The sequence below is a fragment of the Pseudomonas marginalis genome (assembly GCF_001645105.1).
GTDB lineage: Bacteria > Pseudomonadota > Gammaproteobacteria > Pseudomonadales > Pseudomonadaceae > Aquipseudomonas > Aquipseudomonas petroselini.
The window spans coordinates 157431-171198 of the sequence record NZ_LKEG01000053.1 but is presented as its reverse complement, the minus strand read 5'-3'; the positions used below and the strand labels follow the sequence as shown (position 1 = coordinate 171198).

The following is a 13768-nucleotide window of genomic DNA, read 5'->3' as shown; positions in this document are numbered from 1 at the left end:
CTCCCACATTTACCTCTGCGAGCCCAGTTGGAATTGGGCAAATTTTTGTAGCTCTGGATAGAACCGCTGGAAGTCCTCACTCAACGGCTCATACAACACCCGCAACTCCTGCATCGCATGCCCCAGCTCTTCCGGCTGTGTCAGCCGCCGCGAAATCCCCCGCAACACCTGCTCCATCACTGCGAACTCACGGTAAGAACCCAACCAATCATCCGCCGCCATGTACGGCGCAATCTGCGCCAGCCGCCCCGGCAATTGCGGCTCGGCCGCCAGCACGCGGTACACCTGCGAGGTGAAGCGCTCCAACGGCTGGTCGGCATACAGCGCCCAGTCCCGCGCCAGGCAGTGGTCGAAAAACACATCGAGGACGATTCCGGCATAGCGCCGGCGAGTCAGGCTGAAGCGCGACAGTGCCTCCCCCACCAGCGGGTGGCTGTCGGTAAAACGATCAATCGAGCGGTGCAGTTGGATCGCCGCTTCGATTTGCGGGCTGAACTGGCCCTGCAGGCGCCCTTTGACGAAGTCGCCATAGAGACTGCCCAGCAGTTGCGCAGGAAGTTGGCCGCCCAGGTGCAGATGTGCGAGATAATTCATGGCGCGCAGTCTATCACTGCCGACAATGTATCGTTATAACCCGATATACCGATTTGGCCTGTCCTCAGAGCAAAATCATATTGGTATATCGGGATACAACGATTTAAGGTTCGCCTCATCGCGATATAACGCTGCACCACACCGAGCACCTGCCATGTCCATCGACCTCGACGAAATAATAAAAGCGCTGGCGCACCCAGTACGACGAGACATCCTCACCTGGCTCAAAGACCCGAAAGTGCAGTTCCCCGAGCAACTGCACAACCACGAGTACGGCATCTGCGCCGGGCAGATCGACCAGCGCTGCGGCTTGTCCCAGTCAACGGTGTCGGCTCACTTGGCGACGTTGCAACGGGCGGGATTGATCAGCAGCCAGAAGGCCGGGCAGTGGCACTTTTTCAAACGCAACGAGGAAACCATCCAGGCGTTCCTCGCCGCGCTCACCACTGAACTCAGCGCTGACGACAACGCAGCGCTGTAACAAGGAAACGATAATGCCCCTCTCGCTACTCATATTGGCCCTCAGCGCCTTCGCCATCGGCACCACCGAGTTCGTCATCATGGGCCTGCTGCCCGATGTGGCGGCGGACCTCGGCGTGTCGATTCCCGGCGCCGGCTGGCTGGTCACCGGCTACGCCCTGGGCGTGGCCATCGGTGCACCTTTCATGGCACTGGCCACCGCCAAGCTGCCACGCAAGGCTGCCCTGGTAGCGTTGATGGGCATCTTCATTATCGGCAACCTGCTCTGCGCCCTGGCCAGTGACTACAACGTGCTGATGTTTGCCCGTGTGGTCACCGCGCTATGCCACGGTGCGTTCTTTGGTATTGGATCGGTGGTCGCCGCCAACCTGGTACCGGCCAACAAGCGTGCCTCGGCCGTGGCCTTGATGTTCACCGGTTTAACCCTGGCCAACGTGCTCGGTGTACCGCTGGGCACCGCACTCGGCCAGGAAGCCGGCTGGCGCTCGACCTTCTGGGCGGTGACGGTGATTGGTGTGGTGGCGTTGATCGGCCTGATCCGCTTCCTGCCCGCCAAACGTGATGAAGAGAAACTCGACATGCGCGCCGAACTGGCAGCCCTCAAGGGCGCCGGTATCTGGCTGTCGCTGAGCATGACCGCGCTGTTTGCCGCGTCGATGTTCACCCTCTTCACTTACGTCGCGCCGCTGCTGGGCGACGTCACCGGCGTGTCGCCCAAAGGCGTGACCTGGACGCTGCTGTTGATCGGCCTGGGCCTCACCGTCGGCAACATCATCGGCGGCAAGCTGGCGGACAAGCGCCTGGCGGCCACCCTGATCGGCGTGTTCGTCAGCATGGCGGTGGTCTCGACAGCCCTGACCTGGACCAGCGTCGCGGTGATCCCGACCGAAATCACCCTGTTCCTCTGGGCAACCGCCTCGTTCGCCGCCGTACCCGCGCTGCAGATCAACGTGGTGACCTTCGGCAAAGCCGCACCGAACCTGGTGTCCACCCTTAACATCGGCGCCTTCAACATCGGCAATGCCCTCGGCGCCTGGGTCGGCGGCAGTGTGATCGCCCACGGTTTCGGCCTGACCAGCGTGCCGTTGGCCGCAGCGGCCCTGGCGATTCTCGCGCTGCTGGTGACCCTGATTACTTTCCGTCAGAGCGGCGATGCCGACCTGGCCCCTGCGACCCACTGATCAACCACTTAAAGAGAAGGGTGTTATCCCATGACGACTATTTTCGATCCGATCAAACTGGGCGACCTGGAACTGTCGAACCGCATCATCATGGCGCCGCTGACCCGCTGCCGTGCCGACGCCGGTCGCGTGCCCAACGCGCTGATGGCCGAGTACTACGTGCAGCGCGCTTCCGCCGGGCTGATCCTCAGCGAAGCCACCTCGGTGACGCCGCTGGGCGTGGGCTATCCGGACACCCCGGGCATCTGGTCCAACGACCAAGTGCGCGGCTGGGCCAACGTGACCAAGTCGGTGCATGGCGCGGGCGGCAAGATCTTCCTGCAACTGTGGCATGTGGGCCGTATTTCCCATGACTCCTACCTGAACGGCGAAACGCCGGTTGCCCCCAGCGCGATCCAGCCTAAAGGCCACGTCAGCCTAGTGCGCCCTCTGGCCGACTACCCGACCCCACGCGCCCTGGAGACCGCTGAAATCGCCGACATCGTCGACGCCTACCGCACCGGAGCCGAGAACGCCAAGGCCGCCGGCTTCGACGGCGTGGAAATCCACGGCGCCAACGGTTACCTGCTCGACCAGTTCCTGCAGAGCAGCACCAATAAGCGCACTGACCAGTACGGCGGCTCCCTGGAAAACCGTGCACGCCTGCTGCTGGAAGTGACCGATGCGGCCATCGAAGTCTGGGGCGCCGGCCGCGTTGGTGTGCACCTGGCACCCCGCGCCGACTCCCACGACATGGGCGACGACAACCTGGCGGAAACCTTCACCTACGTCGCCAGTGAACTGGGCAAACGTGGCATCGCCTTCATCTGCTCCCGTGAAAAAGAAGGCGCCGACAGCCTCGGCCCACAACTGAAAAAAGCCTTCGGCGGCGCGTACATCGCCAACGAACGTTTCACCAAGGACAGCGCCAACGCTTGGTTGGCCGAAGGTAAAGCCGATGCCGTGGCCTGGGGCGTGCCGTTCATTGCCAACCCGGATTTGCCAGCTCGCCTGAAGGCCGATGCGCCGCTCAACGAAGCACGTCCGGACAGCTTCTACAGCAAAGGCCCGGTCGGCTACATCGACTACCCGACCCTGGCGCTGTAATCGCCTTAGACGCAAAAAAAATGTGGGAGGGGGCTTGCCCCCTCCCACATGTTTGACACTCTGTTGCCCTTGGAAACACTCCTTCACAGCCCTGCAACAAAATCGCTACAAAATACTTAGGCGGCTACCTATCAACCCGCCGCCAGCCCGTATATAAAGTCACCCCACTAATCAGGCGTAAGGACGATTGACGGTCCTTGGGCTTTACTGTTGACACACCCTGATGCAATTACGCATTTTGTCTCAATTGCGCAGGCTGGGGCTCCAGCGCAGCATGTCCAGCCCTGCATCCACCCAGCGTTCCGCCTCCTGATGTAACTGGAAGCTGTCGGGGACCAGCAGCCATTGGCCGATCAGCCCATTGATGTAGGCGTGAATGCACACCGCGCCACGGGTGGTATCGAGGTTTTCCGGAAGTTGCCCGCGATGGACCGCGTTACGCAATGTCAGGCCGATGCGCAGGTTGCATTCCAGGCTGTGGGTCTGGCGTTGGCGGCGCATGTCGCACATTTCATCGGTGAATTCGCACTTATGAAACAAGATCTCATTGATGCGCCGGGTTTTCGGGTCCAGGGCCACTTGATGGAACAGATGAATCAACAGCTTGCGCATGCAGCCCAGCGGGTCGAGTTCATCCTCGCTTTCACTGGCGCGGGCCAGTTCGTCCAGCGGCTCATGCAAGGTATCGAGCAACGCCTGCAACAGATCGGATTTATTGCTGAAATGCCAATAGATGGCGCCCCGCGTCACACCGGCCAGCGCGGCAATGTCCGCCAGCGTGGTGCGCGCAACGCCGCGTTCATAGAAGGCTTGCTCGGCGGCGTCGAGAATTTGGCTGCGCGTTTCCTGAGCTTCCTCTTTGGTGCGACGAACCATGGCAGTAAAACCTCAATCAGGACACTGGGGGCTATCGTTAACGCAACGTTAATAGACGTAAACGATCATCCGAATATTTGTGGGACGACACCGTCATGGGTGCCGAACGTAATGGAATCGAGGCTTCGGGCGTTGCTTTGTCAACACTCCGCGAAGCCTGTCAAGAGTTTACAAACAACCATGAACGTAAGTATATTGCGTAGCAAGCTACTTATCCACTCACAGCTTGTTTTTTACCCTTCCACACTTCTTGTGCGCACCCTGCGCGCCTGACCCGAGGATCTTCATGCAACTTAAGCCAGCTGTTACCGCTCTGGTCACTGCCGTCGCCCTGGCATCGCTGCTCAGCGGATGTAAAAAGGAAGAAGCGGCTCCGCCCGCTCAAACCCCTCAGGTCGGCGTGGTCACTATTCAACCGCAAGCCTTTACCCTGACGTCCGAGTTGCCAGGCCGCACCACGGCCTATCGCATCGCGGAAGTTCGCCCGCAGGTCAACGGCATCATTCTCAAGCGTCTATTCAAGGAAGGCGCGGACGTGAAGGAAGGGCAACAGCTCTACCAGATCGACCCGTCGGTGTATGAAGCCACCCTGAAAAGCGCACAGGCCAGCCTGACCCAGACCAAGTCCATCTCCGACCGCTACAAGCAGTTGGTCGATGAGCAAGCCGTCAGCCGTCAGGAATACGACACCGCCGTCGCCAACCGCATGACCGCAGAAGCAAACGTTCAAACCGCCCAGATCAACGTGCGCTACACCAAAGTGTTCGCGCCGATCTCCGGGCGTATCGGCCGTTCTTCGGTGACCGAGGGCGCGCTGGTCAGCAACGGCCAGGCCGACTCCATGGCCGTCATCCAACAACTGGACCCGATCTACGTCGACGTCACGCAGTCTTCCGCTGAAATGCTGAAGCTGCGCCGCGACCTGGAAAGCGGCCAACTGGAAAAAGCCGGCGCCAATGCCGCCAAGGTCAAGCTGACCCTGGAAGACGGCAGCGACTACGGCCAGGACGGCAAGCTGGAGTTCTCCGAAGTGTCGGTCGACCAGACCACCGGTTCCGTGACCCTGCGCGCAGTGTTCCCCAACCCTGACCACACCCTGCTGCCGGGCATGTTCGTGCACGCCCAGTTGCAAGCCGGCGTGAACAGCAAGGCCATCCTGGCGCCACAGCAGGGCGTGACCCGCGACCTCAAGGGCACCCCGACGGCGCTGATCGTCAATGCCGACAACAAGGTCGAGCAGCGTGAACTGGTGGCCAACCGTACCGCCGGCGCCTACTGGCTGGTGGAAAAAGGCTTGAACGCCGGTGACCGTGTGATCACCGAAGGCTTGCAGTACGTCAAGCCGGGCGCCGAGGTCAAGGTCAAGGAGGCTGACAACGCCAAGCCTGCCGGTACTGCTGCTCCCGCTGCCGCTGCTGGCAAAGGGGAGTAATCCATGTCGAAATTTTTTATCGACCGTCCCATTTTCGCCTGGGTAATTGCCCTGGTGATCATGCTGGTCGGGGCACTGTCGATCCTGAAGTTGCCCATCAACCAGTACCCGGCCATCGCGCCAACCGCCATCGATATCCAGGTGACCTACCCAGGCGCGTCCGCACAAACCGTGCAGGACACCGTGGTGCAGGTGATCGAGCAACAACTCAACGGTATCGACAACCTGCGTTATGTCGCCTCGGACAGTAACTCCGACGGCAGCATGACCATCACCGCGACGTTCAACCAGGGTACCAACCCGGACATCGCCCAGGTTCAGGTGCAGAACAAGCTGAACCTGGCGACGCCGCTGTTGCCGCAAGAGGTGCAGCAGCAGGGTATCCGCGTCACCAAGTCGGTGAAGAACTTCCTGATGGTGATTGGTCTGGTGTCGGAAGACGGCAGCATGACCAAGGACGACCTGTCCAACTACATCGTGTCCAACATCCAGGACCCGATCTCGCGGACCGCGGGTGTGGGTGACTTCCAGGTCTTCGGCTCGCAGTACGCCATGCGTATCTGGCTGGATCCGGCCAAGCTGAACAACTTCCAGCTGACCCCGGTCGACGTCAGCACCGCCATCTCCGCGCAGAACGTCCAGGTCGCCACCGGTCAATTGGGCGGCCTGCCTGCCCTGCCCGGCAACCAGCTGAACGCAACCATCATCGGCAAGACCCGTCTGCAGACGGCCGAGCAATTCGGCAACATCCTGATGAAGGTCAATGCCGACGGTTCCCAGGTTCGCCTGCATGACGTCGCCCGTATCGAACTGGGCGGCCAGAACTACAGCATCAGTGCGCAGTTCAACGGCAAGCCGGCGTCCGGTATGGCGATCAAGCTGGCCTCAGGCGCCAACGCCCTGGACACCGGCAAGGCCATTCGTGCAACCGTTGCGTCGCTCGAACCGTTCTTCCCGCCAGGCATGAAGGCGGTAGTGCCGTATGACACCACACCGGTAGTGACGGAATCGATCTCCGGCGTAGTGGACACCCTGGTCGAAGCGATCGTACTGGTGTTCCTGGTGATGTTCCTGTTCCTGCAGAACTTCCGCGCCACCATCATCACCACCATGACCGTACCGGTGGTATTGCTGGGTACCTTCGGGATCCTGGCGGCGTTCGGTTTCACCATCAACACCTTGACCATGTTCGGCATGATCCTGGCCATCGGCTTGCTGGTGGACGATGCCATCGTCGTGGTGGAAAACGTCGAGCGGGTCATGGCCGAGGAACACCTGTCGCCCAAGGAGGCGACGGTCAAGTCCATGGGCCAGATCCAGGGCGCCCTGGTAGGTATTGCCCTGGTGCTGTCGGCGGTACTGCTGCCCATGGCGTTCTTCGGCGGCTCCACGGGTGTGATCTACAAGCAGTTCTCCATCACCATCGTTTCGGCCATGGCGTTGTCGGTACTGGTTGCACTGATCTTCACCCCGGCCCTGTGCGCCACCATGCTCAAGCCGATTGACCCGGAAAAACACGGCCAGCCCAAGCGTGGGTTCTTCGGCTGGTTCAACCGCACCTTCGACCGTGGCGTACTGAGCTACGAGCGCGGTGTGGGCAACATGATCAAGCACAAGATCCCGGCGTTCCTGGTGTACGCGCTGATCATCGTCGGCATGATCTGGCTGTTCATGCGCATTCCTGCCGCGTTCCTGCCGGACGAAGACCAGGGCGTGATCTTTGCCCAGGTACAGACACCGGTCGGCTCCTCGGCTGAGCGTACGCAAAAAGTCATCGACGACATGCGCGCCTACCTGCTCAATGACAAGGAAGGCGAGCCGGGCGAAGGCAAAGGCGTTAAATCGGTGTTTACCGTAAACGGCTTCAACTTCGCCGGTCGTGGCCAAAGTTCGGGCCTGGCCTTCGTGATGCTCAAGCCGTGGGATGAACGCGATGCGTCCAACTCGGTGTTTGAAATCGCCAAGCGCGCCCAGGGCTACTTCATGCAGACATTCCAGGACGCCATGGTATTTGCCATCGTTCCGCCGTCTGTACTGGAACTGGGCAACGCCACCGGTTTCGACGTGTTCCTGCAAGACCAGGGCGGCGTCGGCCATGAAAAATTGATGGCGGCGCGTAACCAGTTCCTGGGCATGGCGGCCCAGAGCAAGATCCTGGCCGGTGTGCGCCCCAACGGCGTAAACGATGAGCCGCAATACGAGCTCACTGTTGACGACGAGAAGGCCAGCGCCCAAGGCATCACGCTGTCGAACATCAACCAGACCCTGGCGATTGCCTTGGGTGGCAGCTACGTCAACGACTTCATCGACCGTGGTCGGGTGAAGAAGGTGTACGTGCAAGGTGAAGCCGCCAGCCGCATGTCGCCTGAAGACCTGAACAAATGGTACGTGCGCAGCGACTCCGGGAAGATGGTGCCGCTGTCGGCCATCGCCTCGGGCAAGTGGATCTTCGGTTCGCCGAAACTCTCACGCTACAACGGGGTAGCGGCGATGGAAATCCTCGGCACCCCGGCACCGGGCTACAGTACCGGTGACGCCATGGCCGAAGTCGAGCGTATCGCCAAGCAACTGCCTGCGGGTATTGGTTATGCGTGGACCGGCCTGTCGTACGAAGAACGTTTGTCCGGCTCCCAGGCACCTGCGTTGTACGCCTTGTCGCTGCTGGTGGTGTTCCTGTGCCTCGCAGCACTGTACGAAAGCTGGTCGATCCCGATTGCGGTGATTTTGGTAGTGCCGCTAGGGGTTGTCGGTGCGTTGATGGCGACCAGCATGCGCGGGTTGTCCAACGACGTGTTCTTCCAAGTGGGCTTGTTGGTGACGGTGGGTCTGGCGGCGAAAAACGCCATCCTGATCGTGGAGTTCGCCAAAGAACTCCACGAACAAGGCAAAGGCATCGTCGAGGCGGCCATCGAAGCATCCCGCATGCGTCTGCGCCCGATCATCATGACCTCCATGGCGTTCGTCCTCGGCGTACTGCCGCTGGCGATCTCCTCGGGTGCCGGTTCAGGCAGCCAGCACGCAATCGGTACTGGCGTAATTGGCGGTATGATCACGGCTACTGTGTTGGCGATCTTCTGGGTACCGTTGTTCTTCGCAACCGTGTCCGCCATCGGCGACCGTAAACCGAAAGAAACCAAGCAAACTCCTAAAGAGGCTGGCCAATGAGCAAGTCGCTACTTTCCCTAGCCGTCACGGCATTCGTGCTCAGTGGCTGCTCGCTGATACCTGACTACCAGCGCCCTGAAGCGCCGGTAGCGGCACAGTTCCCGCAGGGGCCGGCGTATTCGTCGGCCCAGGCGCCGAGCCAGGCCGCTGCCGAGCAGGGCTGGAAGCAGTTTTTCCATGACCCTGCCCTGCAACAGCTGATCCAGACCGCGCTGGTGAACAACCGTGACCTGCGCGTCGCGGCCCTGAACATCGACGCGTATGCCGCGCAGTACCGCATCCAGCGTGCCGACCTGTTCCCGGCCGTGTCGGCCAATGGCAGCGGCAGCCGCCAGCGTGTGCCGGCACGTGCCTCGCAGACCGGCGAAGCGAACATCACCAGCCAGTATTCGGCCACCCTCGGGATCAGCTCCTATGAGCTGGACCTGTTCGGCCGTGTGCGCAGCCTGAGTGAAGAAGCGCTGCAGAAGTACTTCGCCACTGAAGAAGCACGCCGCAGCACCCAGATCAGCCTGGTGGCCAGCGTGGCCAACGCCTACCTGACCTGGCAGGCCGACAAGGAATTGCTCAAGCTGACCCAGGACACCCTGGGCGCGTTCGAGCAGAGCTTCAAGCTCACCTCGCGCAGCAACGAAGTCGGCGTGGCCTCGGCCCTCGACCTGAGCCAGGCGCGTACCTCGGTAGAAAACGCCCGCGTGCAGCTTGCCCGGTATACCCGCCAGGTCGCCCAGGACGAAAACAGCCTGACCCTGCTGCTGGGCACCGGCCTGCCGGCGAATATCGCCAGCAAGCCGCTGTCGGATGACCTGCTCAGCGAAGTACCGGCTGGGTTGCCGTCGGACCTGCTGCAACGTCGTCCCGACATCCTGCAGGCCGAGTACAACCTCAAGGCCGCCAACGCCAATATCGGCGCGGCCCGTGCCGCGTTCTTCCCGAGCATCAGCTTGACGGCCAACGCCGGCACCCTGAGCCCGGACCTCGGCGGCTTGTTCAAAGGCGGCTCGGGCACCTGGTCGTTCGCCCCGCAGATCAACATCCCGATCTTCAACGCCGGCAGCCTGCGCGCCAGCCTGGACTACTCGAAGATCCAGAAAGAGATCAACGTGGCGAACTACGAGAAGGCGATCCAGACCGGCTTCCAGGAAGTCTCCGACGGCCTCGCCTCGCGTGAAACCTACAAGCAGCAGCTGGAGGCCCAGCGTGGCTTCGTCGCGGCCAACCAGGATTACTACCGCCTGGCCGAGCGTCGCTACCGCATTGGTGTCGACAGCAACCTGACGTTCCTCGATGCCCAGCGCCAACTGTTCAGTGCCCAGCAATCGCTGATCACCGACCGCCTGGCGCAGCTGACCAGCGAGGTCAACCTGTACAAGGCCCTCGGCGGTGGCTGGAACGAGCAGACCGCGAAGAACGAGCCGTTGAAAGAAGAAGCACCGGCACTGAAGTTGTTCTGATGCTGGCGTAAACAAAAAACCGCTTCCTTCACCGGAAGCGGTTTTTTTATGCCCGTTTTTGGCGCGAACGCAGGTTGCCTTGCTTTTCGCCCAACCTTTCAGGATAAAATTGGTTACAGATTCTTACAGACCACAGAGGGAGCTTGTCGTAATGATCGTAGGAATCGACCTGGGGACCACCAACAGTCTCGCGGCCGTCTGGCGCGGTGATGCCGCCGAATTAGTGCCCAATGCCCTTGGCCAGTTGCTGACCCCCAGCGTGGTCGGGCTGGATGATCAAGGCCGTGTCCTGGTAGGCCAGGCAGCCAAAGAGCGCCTGCACACCCACCCGCACCTGACCACTTCGCTGTTCAAGCGCTACATGGGCAGTGCCACCGAAGTGCGCCTGGGCGATCGCTCGTTTCGCCCGGAAGAACTCTCCGCGCTGGTGCTCAAAAGCCTCAAGGAAGACATCGAGCGCACCTACGGCCACACCGTCACCGACGCCGTGATCAGCGTGCCCGCCTATTTCAGCGACGGCCAACGCAAAGCCACACGCATTGCCGGTGAACTGGCGGGGCTCAACGTTGAAAAACTGATCAACGAACCCACCGCTGCCGCCCTCGCCTACGGCCTGCATCAGCGCGATAAAGAAACCTCGTTCCTGGTCTTCGACCTCGGCGGCGGCACCTTCGACGTGTCGATCATCGAGCTGTTCGATGGCGTGATGGAAGTGCGCGCCAGCGCCGGTGACAACTTCCTCGGCGGCGAAGACTTCGACACCCTGTTGCTGGAACACTTCGTCGACAGCCAACGCAATGCCCAAGGCTTCCCGCCCACCAGCAGCGTGCTGCAAGCCCTGCGCCGCGAAGCCGAACGCGTGCGCAAAGCCCTTGGCCAGGATGACAGCGCCGAGTTCGCCCTGCGTGTCGACGGCCAGCAGTGGGTAAAAACCATCACCCAGCAGGAGCTGGCCAAGCTCTACACGCCGCTGCTGGAGCGCCTGCGTGCGCCGATTGAGCGGGCCCTGCGGGATGCGCGGATTCGTGTCAGCGACCTGGATGAAATCCTGCTGGTGGGCGGCACCACGCGCATGCCGTTGGTGCGCAAGCTCGCCGCCGGTCTGTTCGGCCGCTTCCCGTCCATCAGCCTCGACCCGGACCAAGTGGTCGCCCACGGCGCCGCGATCCAAGCGGCACTCAAGGCGCGCTCCGCGGCACTGGAAGAGGTGGTGCTGACCGACGTCTGCCCCTATACCCTCGGCATCGAAACCTCGAACCAGTACGGTGGCCATATCGAAAGCGGCCACTACCTGCCGCTGATCGAACGCAACAGCAGCGTGCCGGTGAGCCGGGTCAAAAGCGTGGTCACCCTGTACGACGACCAGACCCGCGTCCTGCTGAAGATCTACCAGGGCGAAAGTCGCCTGGTCAAAGACAACATCGAGCTCGGCCAACTGGACATCCCAGTGCCCAAGCGCAAGGCCGGTGAAGTGTCGTTGGACGTGCGCTTCACCTACGACAACAACGGTCTGCTGGAAGCCCAGGTGAATATCCCGCTGACCGGCGAGCAGCACTCGCTGGTGATCGAGAACAACCCCGGCGTGCTCAGCCCCGACGAGATCCAGCAGCGCCTGCAAGCGCTGGCGCAGTTGAAGGTTCACCCGCGCGACCAGCAGGTCAACACCGTGCTGACGGCGCGCCTCGAGCGCCTCTACCAGGAAAATCTCGGCGAACTGCGCGAGCAGCTCGGGCACTGGGCCGCACAGTTCCAGCAAGTGCTCGACACCCAGGACGAACGCCGCATCCGCGAAGCCCGCAGCGAACTGACCCGACAACTTGAGCAGCTCGACAACGGGTTCTGGCGCTGAGGGAATACGACATGGAGTGTTGGACCGTACTGCAACTGCCGGAAGACGCCGACGAGCGCACCATCAAGCGCACCTATGCGCGGCTGTTGAAAAACTGCCGCCCGGATGACGATGCGGCCGGCTTCCAGCGACTGCGCGAAGCCTATGAACAAGCGCTGGCCTACGCACGCTGGCGGGCGGACTGTGAAGAAGAGCAAGAGAGCGTCCAGGCGCCCGTGGTTGAAGCAACCTACGGCAACCTGAATGACCTGGCCGAGCTGATGGACATCAGCCCCGTCAGCCCTGCGCCTTTCCAGACGCCTGCACCGGACCCGGCCCAGGCGTTGCTCGACGGCCTTAACGCGCACAACCTCGATGAACGCTGGGCCCAGGCCCGGCAACAAAATTGTGCCGATGCGTTCCAGGCCGGCCTGTTGCGCCATTGTTTCGAAGCGCCAGGCGAACGCAGCGCCATCGCCCGTTGGGCAGCGAACCATCTGGAATGGCTGACGCCCTGGCAACAGGTCGCCATGACGCCGTGGCAGCACGACGCGCTGAGCGGCGAACTGCTGCAGGACTACCGCCGCACCTTGCAGGAACTGCTGGAGCAAAAGGCCGAGCGCGAGTTCATCACCCAACTGACGCAGTACAACAACCAGCCCTGGCTGCGGGTGTTCGACCTGCAACAGCAGTGGCAACGCATCCTCCTGCAGCTGCTGCATGACACACAGTGGAGCGTGCCGCTGTTCGAACGCGTGTGCCAGGCGTTCAGCTGGGACGACCAGAAAGGTGTGTACCCGGAGCCGGCTTGGATGTGGCGCGAATTGGTGTCGCGCTGTGAGCAGGAAAGTTTCTACGTCAACCTGCAAGACACGGCAAACGACACCCGCCGCACCTCTGCCGATGCGTTGGCGGCGCGCTTGTTGCTTACGCCGATGAGCGTGAAGGAACAATACCGCTTGGTCGCAGGCTTTGATGAGAATGCGTGGAATGCCACTCGACACCTGTCTGAAGTGCTGACCTGGCGCTACCCGGACTTGCTCGAACGACTGCCGGATTCGCACGTTTTCTTCTGGCGAAAATTCCTGCCGCGTGGGGTGACCCTAGATAGCTGGATCAGAGTCTGGGCCGGATTAGCCCTGGCCAACGGCCTGGCCTTTCATCAAGTCCTCGACACCTCGCTGCCGGCCAAATTCTTTTTGTTTATCCTGCTGTCGGTCATTCCCGCGCTCTGCGCACTGCGCGGCGCCCAATTATGGGCCGACTTCACCTCACGCCTGATCGTCCAGGACCTGTGGCTCAGCGAGCGCCTGTTGCCCAAGCGGCTCAGCGTCTGCCAGTTCAGACTCGTGCTACGCCATGGTATTCCCCAATTGGTGATGCTACTGGTGTTTGGCTACATTCTCGGGGTCATGGGCATGCTGACCTACCTGGGCATGATCCTGATCAGCTTGTTTCACTCGCGGCGAATCGGCAAGGTCAACGAAAACTTCAATGCCAGGATTCCGTGGATCAAAGGGTTGCACTGGGCTTATTGGAGCCCGCTGCAAGTGGTGTTCTTGATGGCAATGGTGGCCGCAACCCTCGCCTGCCAGAAATTTCTGCCCGCCATCCCGTGGACCAGTTTGAACACCCTGCACTGAGCCCCGAAAACCGGGCCGGACCTCATGAG

Annotated in this window: 10 protein-coding genes; 8 read left to right on the top strand and 2 right to left on the bottom strand. The window is 61.4% G+C overall.

Annotation, left to right across the window (positions count from 1 at the left end; translation table 11 throughout):
• Positions 1–9: 9 nt before the first annotated feature.
• Entirely contained in the window at positions 10–594 is a 585-nt protein-coding gene (locus tag AO064_RS25630) for an acyl carrier protein phosphodiesterase (RefSeq protein ID WP_064055013.1), read from the bottom strand.
• Between the two features lie 154 nt (positions 595–748).
• Between AO064_RS25630 and AO064_RS25625 the strand changes: the two genes are divergently transcribed.
• From AO064_RS25625 to AO064_RS25615, 3 genes are read left to right on the top strand one after another with little or no spacing between them, the layout of a single operon-like run.
• Complete coding sequence (locus AO064_RS25625) at positions 749–1075, top strand: ArsR/SmtB family transcription factor (RefSeq protein ID WP_012722694.1); 327 nt, start codon at positions 749–751, stop codon at positions 1073–1075.
• A 13-nt stretch (positions 1076–1088) separates the two neighbouring features.
• Positions 1089–2255 carry an MFS transporter gene (locus AO064_RS25620; protein WP_012722693.1) on the top strand — a complete coding sequence of 389 codons (1167 nt, stop codon included), beginning with the start codon at positions 1089–1091 and terminating at the stop codon, positions 2253–2255.
• 30 nt (positions 2256–2285) lie between these two features.
• Positions 2286–3341: an alkene reductase gene (locus AO064_RS25615; protein WP_064055012.1), complete on the top strand. Its 1056-nt coding sequence runs from the start codon at positions 2286–2288 to the stop codon at positions 3339–3341.
• Positions 3342–3584: 243 nt separating this feature from the next.
• Here the strand turns inward: AO064_RS25615 and AO064_RS25610 are convergent, their stop codons facing one another.
• Positions 3585–4217, bottom strand: coding sequence for a TetR family transcriptional regulator (locus tag AO064_RS25610; RefSeq protein ID WP_012722686.1), 633 nt, complete (start codon positions 4215–4217; stop codon positions 3585–3587).
• A 286-nt stretch (positions 4218–4503) separates the two neighbouring features.
• On the opposite strand from AO064_RS25610, the gene AO064_RS25605 reads away from it, so the two are divergent.
• The 5 genes from AO064_RS25605 to AO064_RS25585 all read left to right on the top strand — a co-directional run bounded on the left by AO064_RS25605 (position 4504) and on the right by AO064_RS25585 (position 13739).
• The gene (locus tag AO064_RS25605) at positions 4504–5649 is read left to right on the top strand and encodes an efflux RND transporter periplasmic adaptor subunit (RefSeq protein WP_012722685.1); all 1146 of its coding nucleotides are present in this window, start codon (positions 4504–4506) and stop codon (positions 5647–5649) included.
• A gap of 3 nt (positions 5650–5652) precedes the next feature.
• Positions 5653–8814: an efflux RND transporter permease subunit gene (locus tag AO064_RS25600; RefSeq protein ID WP_064055011.1), complete on the top strand. Its 3162-nt coding sequence runs from the start codon at positions 5653–5655 to the stop codon at positions 8812–8814.
• Positions 8811–10268 carry an AdeC/AdeK/OprM family multidrug efflux complex outer membrane factor gene (gene adeC, locus AO064_RS25595; RefSeq protein ID WP_012722683.1) on the top strand — a complete coding sequence of 486 codons (1458 nt, stop codon included), beginning with the start codon at positions 8811–8813 and terminating at the stop codon, positions 10266–10268. Before AO064_RS25600 ends, adeC begins: the two co-directional genes overlap by 4 nt.
• Positions 10269–10419: 151 nt before the next feature.
• A complete protein-coding gene (locus tag AO064_RS25590; RefSeq protein ID WP_064055010.1) occupies positions 10420–12117 on the top strand; it encodes a molecular chaperone HscC in 1698 nt (565 codons plus the stop codon).
• A gap of 11 nt (positions 12118–12128) precedes the next feature.
• Positions 12129–13739 (top strand): J domain-containing protein, encoded by a 1611-nt coding sequence (locus AO064_RS25585; RefSeq protein ID WP_064055009.1) that lies wholly within the window; start codon positions 12129–12131, stop codon positions 13737–13739.
• Positions 13740–13768 lie beyond the last annotated feature (29 nt).

What these genes read in the sequence shown, in the direction of transcription:
- AO064_RS25630 (WP_064055013.1), bottom strand. Translation starts at nt 594, where the DNA reads ATGAATTATCTCGCACATCTGCACCTGGGCGGCCAACTTCCTGCGCAA.
- AO064_RS25625 (WP_012722694.1), top strand. Translation starts at nt 749, where the DNA reads ATGTCCATCGACCTCGACGAAATAATAAAAGCGCTGGCGCACCCAGTA.
- AO064_RS25620 (WP_012722693.1), top strand. Translation starts at nt 1,089, where the DNA reads ATGCCCCTCTCGCTACTCATATTGGCCCTCAGCGCCTTCGCCATCGGC.
- AO064_RS25615 (WP_064055012.1), top strand. Translation starts at nt 2,286, where the DNA reads ATGACGACTATTTTCGATCCGATCAAACTGGGCGACCTGGAACTGTCG.
- AO064_RS25610 (WP_012722686.1), bottom strand. Translation starts at nt 4,217, where the DNA reads ATGGTTCGTCGCACCAAAGAGGAAGCTCAGGAAACGCGCAGCCAAATT.
- AO064_RS25605 (WP_012722685.1), top strand. Translation starts at nt 4,504, where the DNA reads ATGCAACTTAAGCCAGCTGTTACCGCTCTGGTCACTGCCGTCGCCCTG.
- AO064_RS25600 (WP_064055011.1), top strand. Translation starts at nt 5,653, where the DNA reads ATGTCGAAATTTTTTATCGACCGTCCCATTTTCGCCTGGGTAATTGCC.
- adeC (WP_012722683.1), top strand. Translation starts at nt 8,811, where the DNA reads ATGAGCAAGTCGCTACTTTCCCTAGCCGTCACGGCATTCGTGCTCAGT.
- AO064_RS25590 (WP_064055010.1), top strand. Translation starts at nt 10,420, where the DNA reads ATGATCGTAGGAATCGACCTGGGGACCACCAACAGTCTCGCGGCCGTC.
- AO064_RS25585 (WP_064055009.1), top strand. Translation starts at nt 12,129, where the DNA reads ATGGAGTGTTGGACCGTACTGCAACTGCCGGAAGACGCCGACGAGCGC.